Below are 15210 nucleotides of genomic sequence, written 5' to 3' on the forward strand. Positions count from 1 at the left end.
CCGCCTTGGATTTTGGCACCTTTATGCAGGGAGATCGCATTGTTAATCCTTAGGCAAACGTATTACAAAAACGCTTCCCTTGGGTTTGTTGTCCTCCACATGTATGCTCCCATCATGGAGTTCAACGATCATCCTCACAATGCTCAGTCCCAGGCCGCTGCCCCTGTTTTGTGATAGGGTCTCAAAGGCGTTGAATATTATGTTCTTCTTCTCGTCGGGTATTCCCGGGCCATCATCCTTCACCCGTATTTCCACCGAATCTCCAAGGTCCCTTGAGGTCACATCAACCACCGTGGCTCCGTACTTGAACGCGTTGTCTATAAGATTAACAAACACCTCGCGAATCAGGGGAAATGCCTTGATTTCAACCTTATCCATAAGGATATTTATCTTTCCATCCGGGTATTTCTGGGAGAGCAGGGAGGCCACATCCTCAATTTCCCTCTTCAGGTCCAGGATCACCTTTTCCTGGTCTATCTTTCCGGCGCCCAATTTTGAGAAGAGGCGTGCCTTTTCAATGATTCTTGAGGCCTCATCAATGGCGTTCTGCATGGCGTCGAGGTACGCCTCGTTGAAGTCCTCCCGTAGAAGGTCAATGTAGCCCTCCAGCACTGCCAGGGGGTTCTTCAGGTCATGGCTCACTATGTGGAGCATCAGTTCCTGCAGGTTCTTTGCCCTCTCAAGTTCCATCTGGTTTTCTAAGCCCTTCAGGGCCACCGCCATGTTGTTGGCCAGGAGGTCTATGAGTTTTATCTCATCCTCGGAAATCGAGTAGGGTTCGTCCTTCTGCACATCGAGCACCCCGTATATGCGATCGTCTATGGATATGGGTGTGGCATACTCACATTTTGCACCCCTGACCCCTTCAATGTAGAGGGCATCCTCATCGGTGTTGGGTGAGTAATATGGTAGATTTCTCCTTGCAACCCAGGCGGTTATTCCCCTCTTACTGCTCACCTTTATTCTGAATTCTGGGTTCACATAGCCCCGGTTCTTTGCCATTACCAGTTCATCGCCCCTAAGTTCCAGGATGGCGGCGTTGTAAAGTTTCAAAATCCTGTATAGGTTTTCAATTGCTATCTCGTATATCTCGTCCCTCGTCTTTGCCATCTTCAACTCCCTGGCGATCTCGTCAAGGGCTATGAGCCTGTCTTCCATCTCCTTCATGTAGGTTATGTCAATCATGCTCACAAGATCCGCCCTTCCACCTTCCCAGTTAATGAGAGAGGCGCGGATGTCCATCCATATCTCCCTTCCGTCCTTTGCCAGGAGTTTTATTACATAGTGTTCCGGTGCATTTCCACCCTGCATTCTTCTCTTGTAATTGCTGAGCACGATGTCCCTTGTGTCGGGATGGACAAATTCTATGAACTCTCTGCCAACAACATCCTCCTTCCTGTACCCCGTGGAGGACTCAAATTCCTTGTTTACGTACACTATTTTCCTGTTCTGAAGTACGAGCACTATATTTGCCATCTTGTTGAAGAGTTCCTTGTACCTTTCCTTCTCCATGCGGAGTTTCTCCTCCATCTCCTTGCGTTTAGTTATGTCCAGAATTATGCCTATGGACCCTTCTATGTTGCCATTCTCGTCCCTCAGAGGTGAGGCGTTTATGAGCACGTGGATTTTCTTTCCGTCCTTCCTTATGAGTTCCATCTCGTAATAATCGCTCAGACCCTTCTCTCTTCTATTTAATTTTTCCCTGAATATCCTTTTTCCCTCCTCGGTTGTGAGATCCATGATGCTCTTTCCAATGAGTTCTTCCTTGGAATAGCCTAAAATTTCGGCGAATTTATCATTCACAAAGTTTATTGTTCCATCCAGGTTTGTTGTGGATATGCCAACAACCGAGGTGTTTATGATGGCCTCAAATCTGTCCTTCGCATTTTTCACATCGTGGAAGAGCTGAATGTTCTTGATCAGAATTGCAAGGGCGTTGGAAATCGTGGAGAGGTACTTCAAATCCTCCTCGCTGTACTTTTCAGCATCCATATGCTGTATGCTTATTACTCCGAATACCTCCTTCTCGTACTTTAGGGGGAGCATGATTATGGATTTTGGAGGCTCCTTCTCAAGATCCCTTATAAGTTTGTACCCCGTTGGAAGTTTATCCCTATCCAGATTTTTAATCACTATGGGCTTGCCTGTTTTTATCACCCAGGAGGAAAGGGAATTTTTAGGATCGTATTTGACCACGTAATCCTTTATGCTCTTATCACCGTATCTCAAAATTTCGTATTTGACTGTTCCCTGATTTTTATCGTACAGTCCTATGTAGAACCAGCGAAACTCAAATATTTTCTTTATCTCCTGATAAACGTTTTCCAGAAGTTCTCTCAGGGTGGGGGCCCTTCCCATGGTCGTGGATATGTTGTAAAGCGCGTTCAGCACGGCGTTTCTCCTGCGAAGTTCTTCCTCCTCCCTCTTTTTGTCCGTAATATCGATCACAACGGCTATTGAGCCAGCGGTTCTGTTTTTCTCATCATGCAGGGGCACTGCGCTTATGAGTACATTTATCACCTTTCCATCTCTCCTCACAAGTTCATTCTCGTAATGCGATTTCACACCCCTTGCCCTCTTCTTCAACTGCTCCTTGAATATCCTTTTCCCGCGCTCAGTGGTGATTTCCATGATATTCTTGTTCATCAACTCGTTGAGTGAGTATCCGAGCATTTCTGCCATTCTCTCATTTGCAAATATCAGTTTTCCATCCAGGGAAACTGCGGCGATTCCGACAATCGCGGATTCCACAATGCCCCTGTACCTTTCCATTGTGGATTTGAGTTCCGTGTAGAGTTGTGAGTTTATTATTGCCAGGGAGAGTTGTGACCCAAGAATGCTCAGAAATTCAAGATCTCTCTGGCCATAGGTGTGGGGCTTGAAACTCTGGAGTATGATTACTCCCACAACCCTGTCCCTGTATGTTAGGGGCACACCGAGCCAGGACTTTGGCAGTTCCTCAATTTTGAACCACTTTGCCGGAAGTTTATCCTTCTCCTCATCCATATTTCTTATGAGCAGTGGTGTTTTGTGGGAAATTATCCAGCCGGAAAGGGAGTTTTCATCGTCCAGATCAATTTCTATTGGACCGAGGTCCTTGCCCCTGTGGAGCATTATCTCGTACCTTATTTTCCTCTTATTCCAATCCACAAATCCAATGGTGAAGTCATCAAAACTCATTACTTTTTTTAGTTCATCCCTCACCTTGAGGGATAAATCTTTGAGATCCGTAACGTACCCCAGATTCAGGGAGAATCTGTGCACGGCGGCCAGTTCCTCCATATGCCTCTTTATGCGATCCTCCATCTCCCTTCTCTCGGTGATGTCCCTTATGATGGACAGGGCGTATTTTTTGCCACCTATGTTGAATACTGTTATTCCGAGTTCCACAGGTATGATCTTTCCGTCCTTCCTCATTGCCTCAACTTCCATTCTCCTGTTGGAAAAATTGCCCCTTTCAAAACCTCTCTTTATTATGTTTGAAAATTCCTTTCCGGGTAGGTATTTTGGAGGGACTATGAGTTTCCAGAAGGGTTTATTTATGGCCTCGCTCACCCTGTATCCGAATATTCTCTCCGCTGCGGGATTCCAGTATTCAATCCTGCCCTCCTCATTTATCAGTATAACGGCATCAAAGGCCATCTCGCTGAGAATCCTGTACTTCTGCTCCTCCTCAGCCCTGCGGGACAGATCCCTGGCTATGGCGATAACCCTCTCCTTTCCATCCAGTCTGAGAAGCCCCAGACTCAGTTCTATGGGCACAAGATACCCATTTTTGTGCCTGTTGAGAACTTCCAGCCGCGTCTCTCCCTTCTTTTTCAACTCCTCCACTATTTTCGGGAACTTGCCCATCTCCTCCTCGGGTACAATCGCCTGCATTCCCAGTTTAAGCAACTCCTCTCGAGAGTATCCGAGCATGGACGCTCCTGCCTCGTTCACATCAAGGAGTTTTCCGTCAAGGGTCTCAATGAATATGCCGTCCCTGCTCATATCGAAGATTCTGCGGTAGTACTCTTCCTTCTTCTTGATCTCGTCCTCCAGCTTTTTGCGTTGGGTCACATCCCTCTTCACGGCCACGAAATGCGTTACTTCTCCATTCTCGTTCTTTATGGGCACTATTGTCATCTCCTCCCAGTACAGGGTGCCGTCCTTGCGCTTGTTGATCAGGTTTCCCCTCCATACCCTGCCTGAGAGGATTGTATCCCACATCTCCTTGTAGAATTTCTTTGGATGCTTTCCGCTTTTCAGGATCCTCGGGTTCTTTCCAATTGCCTCCTCGTATTCGTATCCCGTTATCCTTGTGAATGCCGGATTCACATATATTATCGTGCCATTCACGTCGGTAACAACAAGTCCTTCATCCATGTGCAGCACAGCAGATTCAACAATCTTCAACCTGTCCAGGGTCTCGTAAAGCCAGCTCTTATCGATAAGCGTGACCACTATGGTGTCTTTGACCCTTCGTGCCCTCAGATCAACAACAAGGTTCTTTTTGAATCTCTTTGAAAAGAGTATGAATGTGCCACGCCCCCAGTCCAAATCTCCTTCCTTCACATCCTCAAGTATTTTTCTGAGTTCTTCAAGCGAATCCTTTGGAAACCACGAGAGAAAATCTGTGCCTATTAGCCTCTCCTTATCCACCCCTCCCTTCAGGATTATCTCCCTATTCACATCTAAAATCCTGAAATTTTCATCCAGAATCACGATGCCGACCTTAACGGCATCGGCAAGTTGATCGCATTTCATAGTTGTGGATTGTGCAAGGATGTTATTAAATTTTTTGTATCTTTCTCTTCGTGGATAATCTGTTATGGCTCCAGTACATCCTTCAATATTTGAAAACTCCTGTAAAGATCCTTTTTCAATTCCTGATGGTAGAGGGCAGCAGCCGGATGGTACATGGGAAGTATGAGAACCCTTCCTTCAAACAGTTTTCCCTGAATTCTGGATATGGGCTGCATTTCAAACCCGAATCTTTCAAGTATGTACCTTGTGGCAAACCTGCCCAGGGGACATATGATTCTCGGCTTCATAATTGCAATTTGCCTGTCCAGATATGGCCCGCACATTTTTATCTCAAGATCCGTGGGATCCCTGTTGTTTGGGGGCCTGCACTTCACTATGTTTGTTATGTACACATCACCCCTATCGAGTCCCACGCTCCTTAGAAGTTCGTCCAGGAATTTCCCGGCGGCACCCACGAAGGGCCTTCCCACCTCGTCCTCCCTTCTTCCAGGCGCCTCACCCACGAACATTATGCGTTTCTTGAATCCCCCCTCACCTGGAACTGCGTGTTTCCTCGTTTTGTGAAGGGGACATTTATTGCACTCTCTTATCTCCGCCTCTATTTTTTCAAGAGAATCTCCAAAACTGTCCAGGGTGCTCTGCATCAAAATAGGATTGTAAAATGCGTATTAAAACTTTGCAATCACCAGCCGTAGATCTCGCGCAGTTCCTTGCTCATCCTGTCGGGGCTCCATGGCGGGTCGAATGTGAGTTGCACAGTTATCTTCCCCACACCTTCAAGGTGTTTCAATCTCTCCTCCACCTGTGCGGGAAGCACGTTCATAAGCGGGCATCCCGGCACGGTAAGGGTCATCTTAACGTAAACATCCTTGCCGTTATCCACGCGAACCTCGTAGATAAGCCCGAGATCAACCAGATTTGCCCCTATCTCGGGATCAACAACTTCCTTCAGTGCGTTCCAAACCTCTTGCTCGGATACCATAATGCCAAAATGGATGAATCATATTAAAGCATTTCTGGACAAATATGTTCACTCTTGTCATATTGTGTTTGCGAGTATGTAGGCCGCCAGGATGAATACAAGGACCGAGAAAGAGTATTTCAGTGCCCTTGTGGACAATGACAGTGCGATCTTTGAGCCTGCCACTCCTCCTATGAGGCCACCAATCACAAATATCAGGGTCACGTAATAATTCACGGGCCTTCCCTGAATATGGTAACTCAGCATTCCCGCCACCCCGTTTATGAATATTATAAACAGGGAAGTCCCCACCGCATCGTGCATTTTCATATTTGCACCCCACAGGAGGGCTGGTACTATTAGAAACCCTCCCCCAACCCCGAGAAATCCGGATAGGAGGCCAACAACTGCACCCAGGGTAAGAATGAGCCATACCTCAGTTCGATGCTCACCCTCGTGGTGCACCTTGGCCGTTCTGAGCATGTTTATTCCTATGGCAATCATGAGGATTGCGAATAGAATTAGAAGTACGTTTCCGCTGACCAATCTATTAAGGTAACTTCCGGCATACACGCCCGGTATGCTCGCTGCACTCATAAGCAATGCCGTTCTGAAGATGACATGCCCCTCTTTCATATGGTGTAGAGAACTCACCAGGGCAGCCACACCCACGGCGATGAGCGACGTGCCTATTGCAAGGTGCATTCCCATGCCAACCATATACACAAGCAGCGGTACACCCAGAACCGAGCCACCGCCTCCCGTGAGTCCGAGGGCAATACCCGAGATTATTCCTGCAACAAGAGCTGCCAAAGTTACATCCATTGTTCCACCCAAATGCTTGCTCCGTAAATAGATTTTCAGGAGTGAATTAAACAAATATGTCCAGAAAGGTTTAAAAATGAGTACAAGATGTCGTGGCGAGGTGATCAAAATGTCAGAATTGCTGGATAATAGAGAGCTAAAGAAGGAAAAACTCAAGGAAATGCTAAAAAAATTGCATAGTGGAGAGAACGAAAAGAAGGTGAAGGAGGAATTCAAGGATGTTCTTCGCTCAATTTCTCCTCTGGAGATTCCTCTCATTGAACAGGAACTCGTTAAAGAGGGCATATCTTCCCGCGATATTGCGAGAATGTGCGACATACATGTAGAAATATTCCGCGAGAGCGTGAGCGGTGCTGAGAAGGAGATAATAAAGTTTCCAGAGGGGCATCCTCTGCGCACCTTGTACGAGGAGAATACGGAGATAATAAAAGATGCTGAGATTCTAAATCTCTATGCCTCTTCTCTAAAAAATCTGGAGGGAAGGGCGAGGGAAAATACCCTCAGGACGCTCGAATGGATACTGCGAGCCCTTAAATCCGTGGGATACACCCATTACAATCGTGAGGAGATGATCATATTTCCGTATCTTGAAAGAAGGGGGCTCACGGCAGTGCCTGCCGTGCTGTGGAGAAAGCACGATGAAATCCGTGGAGAAATGAACAAACTCATAAGGGAGATGGGGAATAGAAACTATGAAAACATTGCGGAGATTGCGCAGGATCTGGCATCTCGCCTTATAGACATGGTATTTAGAGAGAACAACATTCTTTACCCCACACTTAAGGTCCTTCTGAGCGATGGCGAGTTCAAGGGGATAAGGATGCAGGATGATGAGATAGGCTATTACAAGGTCAGGCCTCCCGCCTGGGATCCGGGAGTTGAGGCAGTGATGCCATACGAGGTGGAGAATGAGATAACCGCCGAGCAATTGATGTCGCTTCCACAGCATCTCTTGGATGAAATGAAAAAGAACATGGGCACACTGAATCTAAGAGCAGATAAGAAAAGGTTAATTCGTGAGGGTGATGTGGAACTGGAAGATGGGTACATGCTCCCAGAGGAGATCTCGGCAATGCTCGCCGTTATGCCAGCTGATGTCACATTCATTGACGCTGAAGACCGTGTGCGTTTCTTTTCAGGAGGAGAAAGGATATTTACCCGCACCAGGAGCATCCTCGGACGGCCGGTGCAGTTATGTCATCCACCAAAAAGCGTGCACATAGTGAATAAGATTCTTCAGGCGTTCAAAAGAGGAGAGAGGGATAAAGCGGAGTTCTGGATTGATATGCGTGGAAGGAAAATCCTTATTCAGTATTTCGCCGTTCGCGATTCTGAAGGCAAGTACCTTGGTACCCTTGAATTCACTCAGGATATAACTGAAATAAGGAGGATTGAGGGTGAGAAGAGATTGCTGGACTGGTCGTGAGTGTGCATTTTCGTACGCTTATTCTAAACGAAAGATATCTCAGATAATTTCTGTTGCTGTACTCTCTTTAATTTTAATAATTTTAATACTGAGCTAGCAACATATACAGGTACAAATCCAAAAGTTTATATATTCTGTGCAAGATAATGTTTGGTTATTTACCTTTAAAATTTCAGAAGGTGGATGCATGAAGGTGAGGGTGACTAAGAAACTGGCTGTGGTGCTACTCTTTGTGGTAATGCTCTCTGGAAGTTTTGTGTTTTTGGTTGAAAATGCCTCCAATGGTACGCATTCCTTTTCCAAGGATGTAAATGCTGAGAAGATTCCAAATCTATCATTCTCACAGACATTTAAAATACGAAAAATAGGCCTACAGGATATCAAGAAGATGGAATCCATGGTGAGAGAGAAGAGCAATGATAATCGGAATCAAACGGTTATGAACTTTACTGCTCTTAATTTTCATAAAAATGATGTGAAGGTACTATCTGATCCGCATGGATACAGATTGCAGTATAACTCATCAAATGGAAGTTATCCCATAATAGATGGCCATGCCACCGGATTGAAATTGCCCTCTAAAGAAGACTTGAAAAAGTTTATTGGGCAGAAAATGATCGTTGGGGTTAGAGAAAGAATATCTGGGAGAGGTAGTGTGAGATGGGATCTGGATCCGCATTTTCCACCCGTGGGAGATCAAGGTGAACAAGGATCCTGTACTGCCTGGGCAGTGAGTTACTATCAGAATGGTTTTTTACAGAGGAGAATTTACAACTGGACCGATGATTCTCCCACACATCTGATGAGCCCTGCCTGGACATATAATAAGGTGAATGGTGGATATGATGGAGGAAGTACTTTTGAGGGAAACATTGAGATAATTCAAGATGTGGGTGATGCCACGCTTTCAAATATGAGTTATGATCCTGATGACTACATTTCCTGGGGCAACGAGAGTGCGTGGAGGGATGCGCCCAAGCACAGGATTGCAGATTACTATACTGTTTATTTTGGAAATGATAGTGGAATAGAGACTCTCAAGACCCTGCTGCAAGAGGGATACCTGATAACATTTGGTATAGATGCATGGCAATTTGGCAATGGATTTTCAGATGGAAATTACATAATTTCATCAGAAGAATATAATTCTAATCACATGAATCATGCTCAGACAATTGTTGGATACGATGATAGCATCACGGATGATGGAGATGTGGGAGCGTTTAGGGTCGTGAATTCGTGGGGTTCCGATTGGGGCGATCATGGATTTTACTGGATCACCTACAAGGCTCTAGAGGACAAGGTATCCCAGGGCTGGCCCTACGCGTATGTTCTTGTGCCCATTTCTGATAAACCATACAATCCAAAGCTTCTTGCCACCTGGAAATTCAGCCACCCTGGCCCGAGGGATGAATCCATAAACATAACTTTGGGTTCTGAAAATTCCACAAACTACAGAAAGATGTTTTTAGATGGAGGGAATTACTCGTTTCCTGAATTCATGGCTGTTGATATAACCGAGTTTTACAATGAGTGGAAAAATTCCAGTTATCAGTATAGATTCTATCTGAAAATAGGTACGGAAAATTCAGGGAGTGGAAGCAGTGTGGTAAGTTCTTTGAGGATTGAATATTATCCCTACGGTTATAAATTTTTATGGCAGGAATCTCCAGAATCACCCGATGTGCCAGCGACAACTCCTGCAGTTCTGGAATCGGGTAAGTTGATTCCCGGGGAGTATTATCCATACTTATACATAAAATTAGAGAACGGGATCATCCACAGGTATCCAGATAGGAATAATGTGAGCATAATCGTGGGCAATGCTGGAAATAAGACGGATGCAATAATGCTCAGTGCCTCAGCCACCAATGGCTGGAATGTTAGTGTGCCTGAAAAGATTGTACTGGCTCCAGGTACCACTGTGAGTGTGAATTTATCTCTAGATACTCCCCAAAATGTTGAGTTGGGTGATAGTTCCGTGATAAATGTCACTGGTATATCTGAGAACGACACATCCAAGGTCTACGAGATAAGTTTCCAGGCGTATTACACTTCGAGGCCCATATACATAAATGGTGATGATGATCTGAGGGCCCAGGTCGAAAGATATGGATGGCCCGGAGATGGAACAAAGGATAATCCCTATGTGATTTCTAATTTGTTTATATATAAAGAGGAGGATGATGGAATTAATATTTTGAATACAAAATCCTATATTAAGATAGAAAATTCTGTTATGGAATACGTAAAGAATGGAGTATATATATCTCACAGTAAAAATATAGATATAACAAACATTACTGTGGAGTTCTCTAAGAAAAATGGAGTTACTCTTGTTACTTCTCACAATATTCGACTATTAAATAACAAGCTTACTCATAATATCGTCGGGTACGGGATTGGTGATTACATGGATGAATATGAATTGGAATCCACAAATATAACCATAAAAAATAATAATTGCTCATACAATGGAGGAGGGATTGCCGACACAAGCTCTTATTCTCTTATACAAAATAACACGATTTTTAATAACAAAGGGTCCGGAATTGCAGTTTCCGGAAATATTATTCCATTCGATAGTGGTCACAATCCGATTATAAATAATAAGATAATAAATAATGGAGGAGACGGTATTGTTAGATTTGGTTTTTCAAATGAAATTATACGGGATAATGTAATTCTAAATTCAGGTGCCAATGGCATTTATATAATAGCTGGAAGTAATAATTTAATAGCGAATAATGTAATAAATAGCTCAAAAGGGTATGATATAGGTATTGATGGTAGTGAGGCCACATTATGGAACAATAAGATGGGATCTGGAGGCATATTCCTTTGGGCAGGTTCAAGAGATGATAAATATATGTATGGCTCTCAGACGATCTCAAAAAACAATACAGTTAATGGAAAACCTGTTTATTATTATAATAATGGAAACATGCATAATTCAACCGTAGAACCAAAAAATGCTGGGGAAATAATTGTTGGAAATGTTTCTTATCTGAAAATAAGAAATATAACCATAGAGAATGTGTCCATAGGGATTATAATTGGTTGTTCCTCACACATATCTTTATTTAATGTGTCCGTAAAATATGCTAATTGGGTTGGTGTTGATGTTGAGTTATCTAGGGACATTTCAATAAGGAATAGTGTTTTTGAGCATACAGGCTATGGAGGAGTCTATAGTCTGGTTGCCTCTATCTATATTTATATTGAAAACAATAAATTCTCATTTAATTTCTATGGTGGAGTGGTACTGGATCTATCATATAGTATTATAAAAAATAACATCTTTAGGAATAACACTATTGACGGAGCATCTATAGAAGGTAGTTTCAATTTAATACGGAATAATATTTTTATAAATAATGGATTTAATAACCTGACATGGGTATGTCCTCGTCATGACGATGGTTTATTTGTATGGGGAAGTTTTAATAGTATAGTGAATAACTCAATACAAAATAATTTTCGGGGAATAGCTCTTGTGAATTCAGGAGGTAATGTTATATACAACAATAAAATAGTTAACAATAGTGGATACGGATTGCGCATTTATGAATCTTCTAAAAATAAGATTTATGGGAACATATTCTCACATAATCTTGTTGGGAACACATATAATTCATATTTGCCAACACAAGCTTTGGACGAAGGTTCCGATAATTACTGGAACTCAACCACAGGATACGGTAATTACTGGAACGACTGGGCGAATAACAATGATACCAACGATCAGAATCATGATGGGATAGTGGACTGGCCGTACAAGATTGATGGGGGGCAGTAGATTATTATCCTTTAAAGAATGAAAGTCTTATAGTTCCACTACCACCTTTAGAGGTGAAGTATTCAAAGGGATATAGGTACATAAATATAACATGGAAGCCTCCTTTGGATAATGGCTCATCATCCATAATAGAATACAAGATTTATCGTGATAAGTCACTTTATGATACCGTTTATGCATCACAACTGTGGTATAATGATACAAATGTGAGTTTGGGTGAATCTTACACATATTATGTAACGGCGGTGAGTTCAGCAGGGGAGGGTGAAAAAAGTGAATCACTAATAATAGAACTTGATGTGATAACCCCAACCTCACCCCGGAATCTGAAGGGATTTGGGGGGAATGGGTATGTGAATTTAACCTGGAAACCTCCTTTAAAGGAAGATGTGATGAATATAAAAGGCTATAACATATATCGCGATGGTGTGTTGATATCCAGTGTGAGTGCCACTCAATTATGGTATAATGACACGAATGTTACTAATAACAAGTACTATTCCTATTACATCACTGCTGTGAATAGTAGTGGTGAATCATTCCGTAGCAATATGGTGCATGTTGTTCCCACATATGATATATGGGCATCTTTCCATCATGATTTCCTTCATACGGGTAGGAGTTATTATGATACCAGCAATAATATAGGAAAACTTGTATGGAGATTTAATACAGATAAAGCAGTGAGTTCTTCACCGGCGATAGGGAGTGATGGAACCATATACGTAGGGTCATCAGGTAAATACCTATATGCTCTATATCCAAATGGCACATTGAAATGGAAATACCAAACTTGGTATTTTGGCGTAGTGGTTTCATCACCAACAATAGGAAATGATGGAACCATATATGTTGGCTCTGGTAATGGATATGAGATGGGATATTTAAGCGCTCTATATCCAAATGGCACATTGAAATGGAAATACCAAACGGGAGACTATGTGATATCTTCTCCGGTGATAGGGAATGACGGTACCATATATTTTGGATCTGAGGATGGATATTTCTATGCTCTATATCCAAATGGCACATTGAAATGGAAACATCATTTAGAAGCATATTCCATTGAGTCATCTCCAGCAATTGGGAATGATGGAACCGTATATATAACCACGGATCTTGGGTTCACTGGGGGGTACCTATATGCTATATATCCAAATGGAACAATAAAATGGAAATATTTTGCAAGTGGTCTATTCGTGGATAGCTCACCGGCGATAGGAAGTGGTGGAACCATATATTTTGGATCTTGTAATGGATATCTATATGCGATATATCCAAATGGAACGTTGAAGTGGAAATATCTTATGGGGGATATGGTGCAATCATCACCAGCAATAGGAAATGACGGAACCATATACGTAGGATCTGATGACCAGTATTTGTATGCAATCAACCCAGATGGTACTCTTAAATGGAGATACTATACAGATGGATCAATATGGTCTTCTCCTGCGATAGGAGATGATGGAACCATATACGTGGGATCTAATGATGGATACATATATGCGATATATCCAAGTGGAACATTAAAGTGGAGATACCACACAGAGGGCTATGTAAGTTCATCCCCCGCAATAGGAAGTGATGGAACCATATACGTAGGATCTGACGATGGGTATCTATATGCGATAGGCAAACCACATTATTCACCGTTACCTCCCAATAATCTCAAGGTGAAGGTGGGAGATGGCTACGTAAATCTCACTTGGGAAGCACCTAATAGTGGGATTGAGGTAACAGGGTATCGCATCTACCGCAATGGGACGCTTATAGCGACGGTGCCGGCAACTCAACTCTGGTACAATGACACAAGTGTGGGGAATGAGGTTAGATGCGTCTATTACTATGTTACAGCGGTGAATGGAGCTGGTGAGAGTGGAAAGAGCAACATAGTGAGCATAATATGGATTCATAATATCTATGAGTTACAGAATATGAGTGAGGATCTAGGTGCATACTATGTGCTTGCGAACGACATTGATGGCTCCCTCACGAAGGGCTGGAATGGAGGCGCTGGATTTATACCGATTGGCAATTATACAAATCCATTTGAAGGTACATTTGACGGACAGGGACATGTAATAAGGAATCTGTGGATAAACCGCTCCTCGCAGGATTATGTTGGGCTGTTCGGTAATATATCCAGCAATGCAGTGGTGGAGAATGTGGGATTGATTAATGCGACCGTGCGCGGAAGGAACTGGGTGGGCGGCCTGGTCGGAAAGAACGGGGGAGTAGTGATCAACAGCTACGTTACTGGCAGCTTGAGTGCAACAGGATATAATTCTGGTGTGGGCGGCTTGGTTGGAGAGAGCGATGGAAAGGTGAGCAACAGTTACGCCGCGGGTAGCGTGAGCGGAGGCGGGAATGTGGGCGGCCTGGTTGGATGGAACAAGGGAGCGGTGAGCAACAGTTATGCCACAGGTAGCTTGAGTGGATGCTGTTTTATGGGTGGCCTGATTGGAAAGAACGAGGGAATAGTGACCAACAGCTATGCCATGGGCAACTTGAGTGGAAGTGGTTCTGTGGGTGGCTTGGTTGGAGGGAACTGGGGAAGTGTACACAACAGCTACGCCACTGGTAATGTGGCTGGAAGCAACTATGTGGGTGGTCTGGTTGGATTGAACTATGGAACAGTGAAATACACATATTCTACTGGGAAAGTTGATGGCTCATCTAATGTTGGGGGATTGATAGGATACGACGGTGGCACAGTAATTGCTAGCTTCTGGGATGTGAACACGAGCGGGCAGAGTAGCAGTGCTGGAGGCGTTGGGAAGACGACGATTGAAATGAAGAACAAAACGACATTCACCTCTGCAGGCTGGGACTTTAACAAAATATGGAATATCTATGATGGAAAAACTTATCCATTTTTGAGGTGGCAAAAGCCAGGTAAACCATCCGAGCCACTCTATTTTAATTTCACAGTGGGCAATGATTATGTGAATCTAACATGGACCAATCCGTCGTTTGACGGTGCAATGCCGATCACGGAGTATCGCATCTACCGCAATGGCACGCTGCTGGCAATAGTGCCTGCATCTCAGTTATGGTACAATGACACGGATGTGGAGAGTGGGGTCACATACACTTACTATGTAACCGCCGTGAACTCTGTGGGAGAATCGCCGAGGAGCAACGAAGTTCAGGCAATACCTGGTGGAGAGGTGCCGGAGTTTGGGTCCTCAGTGATTATGTTGGTCACAATTTTTGCAGTTCTTGGAATCGCCACGTGGAGAAAAAGAGGAAAATAAATTTTCATCCATTTTTATTTTTAAATTGGCCATGTTAAGAGTTAAACTTTTACTAAATATGGCCCCATATACTTAACCAACAGGAACATTACTTGCGCGGTAATACCTGAACTTGAGGGCTGACCTCATTCTCATATGGGATGACATCTATATGGTGGAGAAAGAAAATGGAAAAATGAAAATGATGCCCCCT

At 43.6% G+C, this 15210-nt stretch carries 7 protein-coding genes; 3 read left to right on the top strand and 4 right to left on the bottom strand.

Annotation, left to right across the window (positions count from 1 at the left end):
• Positions 1-42 precede the first annotated feature (42 nt).
• The 4 genes from AC0S1O_RS04020 to AC0S1O_RS04035 all read right to left on the bottom strand — a co-directional run bounded on the left by AC0S1O_RS04020 (position 43) and on the right by AC0S1O_RS04035 (position 6532).
• Positions 43-4746 (bottom strand): PAS domain S-box protein, encoded by a 4704-nt coding sequence (locus AC0S1O_RS04020; protein ID WP_475393056.1) that lies wholly within the window; start codon positions 4744-4746, stop codon positions 43-45.
• Positions 4747-4808: 62 nt separating this feature from the next.
• Positions 4809-5390, bottom strand: a complete 582-nt coding sequence (gene udg / locus AC0S1O_RS04025) for a type-4 uracil-DNA glycosylase (RefSeq protein WP_475393057.1) — start codon at positions 5388-5390, stop codon at positions 4809-4811.
• A 38-nt stretch (positions 5391-5428) separates the two neighbouring features.
• The gene (locus tag AC0S1O_RS04030; protein ID WP_475393058.1) at positions 5429-5728 is read right to left on the bottom strand and encodes a metal-sulfur cluster assembly factor; all 300 of its coding nucleotides are present in this window, start codon (positions 5726-5728) and stop codon (positions 5429-5431) included.
• Positions 5729-5785: 57 nt separating this feature from the next.
• Positions 5786-6532 (bottom strand): sulfite exporter TauE/SafE family protein, encoded by a 747-nt coding sequence (locus AC0S1O_RS04035; protein ID WP_475393059.1) that lies wholly within the window; start codon positions 6530-6532, stop codon positions 5786-5788.
• 109 nt (positions 6533-6641) lie between these two features.
• On the opposite strand from AC0S1O_RS04035, the gene AC0S1O_RS04040 reads away from it, so the two are divergent.
• The 3 genes from AC0S1O_RS04040 (at position 6642) to AC0S1O_RS04050 (ending at position 15017) form a co-directional block, all read left to right on the top strand.
• Complete coding sequence (locus tag AC0S1O_RS04040; protein WP_475393060.1) at positions 6642-7958, top strand: DUF438 domain-containing protein; 1317 nt, start codon at positions 6642-6644, stop codon at positions 7956-7958.
• Positions 7959-8145: 187 nt separating this feature from the next.
• A complete protein-coding gene (locus AC0S1O_RS04045) occupies positions 8146-11757 on the top strand; it encodes a right-handed parallel beta-helix repeat-containing protein (RefSeq protein WP_475393061.1) in 3612 nt (1203 codons plus the stop codon).
• A 53-nt stretch (positions 11758-11810) separates the two neighbouring features.
• Positions 11811-15017, top strand: coding sequence for an outer membrane protein assembly factor BamB family protein (locus AC0S1O_RS04050; RefSeq protein ID WP_475393062.1), 3207 nt, complete (start codon positions 11811-11813; stop codon positions 15015-15017).
• The last annotated feature ends 193 nt before the right edge of the window (positions 15018-15210 follow it).

This window comes from Candidatus Aciduliprofundum sp. HYA1 (assembly GCF_056175085.1).

Excerpts from the sequence above, each read along its gene's own strand:
- AC0S1O_RS04020 (WP_475393056.1), bottom strand. The coding sequence starts at position 4,746 with ATGAAATGCGATCAACTTGCCGATGCCGTTAAGGTCGGCATCGTGATT.
- udg (WP_475393057.1), bottom strand. The coding sequence starts at position 5,390 with ATGCAGAGCACCCTGGACAGTTTTGGAGATTCTCTTGAAAAAATAGAG.
- AC0S1O_RS04030 (WP_475393058.1), bottom strand. The coding sequence starts at position 5,728 with ATGGTATCCGAGCAAGAGGTTTGGAACGCACTGAAGGAAGTTGTTGAT.
- AC0S1O_RS04035 (WP_475393059.1), bottom strand. The coding sequence starts at position 6,532 with ATGGATGTAACTTTGGCAGCTCTTGTTGCAGGAATAATCTCGGGTATT.
- AC0S1O_RS04040 (WP_475393060.1), top strand. The coding sequence starts at position 6,642 with ATGTCAGAATTGCTGGATAATAGAGAGCTAAAGAAGGAAAAACTCAAG.
- AC0S1O_RS04045 (WP_475393061.1), top strand. The coding sequence starts at position 8,146 with ATGAAGGTGAGGGTGACTAAGAAACTGGCTGTGGTGCTACTCTTTGTG.